This is a genomic window from Tepidimonas fonticaldi, from assembly GCF_007556755.1.
Lineage (GTDB): Bacteria > Pseudomonadota > Gammaproteobacteria > Burkholderiales > Burkholderiaceae_C > Tepidimonas > Tepidimonas fonticaldi.
In genome coordinates, this window is the sequence record NZ_VJOO01000064.1 from 1 (window position 1) to 2967 (window position 2967).

Annotated in this window: 3 protein-coding genes and 2 pseudogenes; 4 read left to right on the top strand and 1 reads right to left on the bottom strand. The window is 61.6% G+C overall.

The window, feature by feature from the left end; genetic code table 11:
- Positions 1 to 204: 204 nt before the first annotated feature.
- Both Tfont_RS14245 and Tfont_RS14250 read left to right on the top strand, forming a co-directional pair.
- Positions 205 to 1425 (top strand): sterol desaturase family protein, encoded by a 1221-nt coding sequence (locus Tfont_RS14245; protein WP_143969922.1) that lies wholly within the window; start codon positions 205 to 207, stop codon positions 1423 to 1425.
- Positions 1422 to 2012: a hypothetical protein gene (locus Tfont_RS14250; protein WP_143969923.1), complete on the top strand. Its 591-nt coding sequence runs from the start codon at positions 1422 to 1424 to the stop codon at positions 2010 to 2012. The genes Tfont_RS14245 and Tfont_RS14250 overlap by 4 nt, the downstream gene beginning before the upstream one ends.
- On the opposite strand, the gene Tfont_RS14255 is transcribed toward Tfont_RS14250, so the two are convergent.
- Positions 2009 to 2377, bottom strand: coding sequence for a VOC family protein (locus tag Tfont_RS14255; protein WP_143969924.1), 369 nt, complete (start codon positions 2375 to 2377; stop codon positions 2009 to 2011). The two genes, Tfont_RS14250 and Tfont_RS14255, sit on opposite strands and share 4 nt — an antisense overlap.
- A 226-nt stretch (positions 2378 to 2603) precedes the next feature.
- Here Tfont_RS14255 and Tfont_RS15000 point away from each other — a divergent pair.
- Positions 2604 to 2714: pseudogene (locus tag Tfont_RS15000) on the top strand (insulinase family protein); the annotation flags it as partial.
- A gap of 58 nt (positions 2715 to 2772) precedes the next feature.
- A pseudogene (locus Tfont_RS14265) lies at positions 2773 to 2967 on the top strand (IS91 family transposase); the annotation flags it as partial.

The window sequence follows — 2967 nt, forward strand, 5'->3', positions numbered from 1 at the left end:
ACCGCCCGCGCGCCATCCACGGCTTCTACCCTCCGATCGCGGTCTACCAGGCCATGCTGCAGAAGGCCACCCAAGCCAGCCACTCCCTTCAGTGATTCCACCGTTGCACTTGGTGGTTGACACCGCCTTGACTCCGCCGTGTATACTTTCAAAACACGCTGACAGGGCCCGTTTTAGAGGCAATGCAGAACGAGAGAGAGACCCATGAATCCCATTCTTTTCGCCATCCCGGTATTCCTGCTGACCATCTTGCTGGAAGCCTGGTGGGCACACCGTCGTGGATTGAAGGTCTACGACATTCCTGACGCTGTCACCAGCCTGCACCACGGCGTGCTGAGCCAGTTGACCGGAGCCTTCACCAAGGTTGCCGGCCTGGGCATCTACATCGCCGTGTACGAGACTTACCGGCTGACCGAATGGTCGATGGGGAATGTCTGGTTGTGGGTGCTGGCGTTGATCCTGTACGACCTGTGCTACTACTGGGCGCATCGCATGGGGCACGAAGTCAATCTGCTGTGGGCGTCGCATGTGGTGCACCACTCGTCGGAGTACTACAACCTGTCCACCGCGCTGCGCCAGACATCGACCGGATCGCTGTTGGGCTGGGCTTTCTATCTGCCGCTGGCGGTGCTGGGCGTACCGTGGCAGATGATGGTGACGGTCGGTCTGATCGACCTGCTGTACCAGTACTGGGTGCACACCGAACTCATCGGCCGCATGGGTGTGCTGGACCGCATCCTCGTGACGCCCAGCAACCACCGCGTGCACCATGGCCAGAACGACTACTGCATCGACAAGAACTACGGTGGCATCCTGATCCTGTGGGACCGGTTGTTCGGCACCTTTGAGGATGAGCGCGACGGCGAGAAGATCGTCTACGGCATCCGCAAACCGCTGAAGAGCTACAGCCCGATCTGGGGCAATCTGCATTACTACGCCGACCTGTGGCGTGAGTCCGTCGCGGCCAAGGGCTGGCGTGCCAAGCTGGGTGTGTGGGTAGCGCCGCCGGGTGGCTGGACGGATGAACCCATCGAACATTTCGAGCCGTCGGGCTTCCAGCGCTACACCCGCCAGACGCCATCTGCGATGCGCTGGTACGTTGCGCTGCAGCACGCACTCCTGTGGCCGTTGTTCGTGCACTTTCTGGGCATTGTCAAGGACATCCCGACCGCGGATGCGCTGGTTTACGCCGCGATCGTGGCGGTTACCGCGGTGGCACTGGGTGCGCTGCTGGAGTGCCTGTCGTGGGCGCGCTGGCTGGAGCTGCTGCGGCTGTTGGGCGTAGGCGTGGCCTTTGCCCTGCTGCCGGATTGGTTTGGCTTCCAGGCACCGGTTGCATTGCGTTGCGCTGTACTGGTATTTGCCATTGGCAGCGCTGCTTGGCTTCTGCGCCGCTCAACAACTGCCCAGCAGGTACCAGCATGAACGCGGACGCACTGTCGGATCTGGTGTTGCTGCTGGTGTGTGCAGTGGTCGCTTGGCGTGATCTGCGTACACGTCCGGCCGTTGCGGTGGGCGCGGGCCTCATTGGCTTTGCTGCGCTGCTGGGCGTGGTGCGGTTTTCCGGTGTCGCCATGCTTTACGGACCGCACCGTTTCTTCAGCTTGCTGTCCGCGTGCGCGGCATTCAGCCTGCTGGCGGCAGGCCTGCGTTGGCCGGATGCGGCGATTGCAAAGCGGGCTGCCGCAGTGGGGCGCTTTGTGGTGGTGGTGGGCGGATTCGGTGTTGCGGTAACCGTGATGGGGGGTTCACTATGGAGCCAAATCGTGCCGGGCCTGTCAGCCCTCGTGATCGTATGGACGGCGCTGCAGCAACGCAGTGCATCAGCCATCCTCGGCGCGCTGTTGCTGGTGGGCAGCTTCGTTGTCGCCGCGACCGGCAAGCCAGGCACCGTTTATCTGGATTACTTCAACAGCACCCAGGCACTGCACTACCTGCTTGCTGCGGGCATCGCCTTGCTCGCGTTGCCCAAGCCGCCTGTCCGGACTGCTGAACCCGCGCTGGCGGTTTAGCCCATGCAGAACACGTTGAGCTTGTTGCCGTCCAGATCGCGGAAATAGCCGGCGTAGAACTGTTCGCCGCGCGGGCCGTTCGGGCCTTCGTCCTTGGCGCCGAGTTCGATCGCTTTCTTGTAGACGCGGTCCACCATGTCCTTGGACTTCACGACCAGCGCGACCATCATGCCGTTGCCAATCGTGGCGGACTGGCCGTCGTACGGCTTGGTCAGCACCACCGCGGGCTTGTCCATCGCTACGCCCCAGGCAATCATGGTGCCCAGGTCCCACAGTCGCCTGGCACCCATCTCGGCCAGCAGCGCGTCATAGAAGGCTGCGCCGCGTGGTAGGTCGTTGGTACCCAGGGTTACGTATCCGATCATGGTTTACTCCTTGCGTTGAAATTCAATTGTGACTTGGACCACAAGCCCACTGGTATGCTGTCCGGGTCACATATCAAAAGGGGATTCTATGAATTCAAAAGTGCTGCGGCAAACCCTGGCTGCCTGCCTGTTGTCATGCTTCGCCTGGAGCGCGCAGGCCGCGCTGAATCTGGCCGATACCGTGCCCGTCGGCCCGCAGGTGAAAGTGGGCAAGCTGGACAACGGCATGACCTACTACATCCAGAAAAACAGCCGCCCGGAGAAGCGACTGGAATTGCGCCTGGTGGTGAAAGCAGGCTCGATTCTGGAAGACGACGACCAACAGGGCCTTGCGCACTACACGGAGCACATGGCCTTCAACGGCTCCACGCATTTCAGGAAGCACGAACTGGTTTCTGTCAGCCACTTCCAAGCCCAAGCTCTACAACCCACGCCACCCCGAACGCACGCTGCTCTACCAAACGGTAGCCGAGCACTACGAGACCTGGCTAGAGTTGGCCAGCGCGGGTCAGTTCGACGGCCAGGGCGACCACCACACCCCCAAGCCCTTCGTGCGCAAAGCGTTTGCCAAGTATCTTGAGTGCGGCATC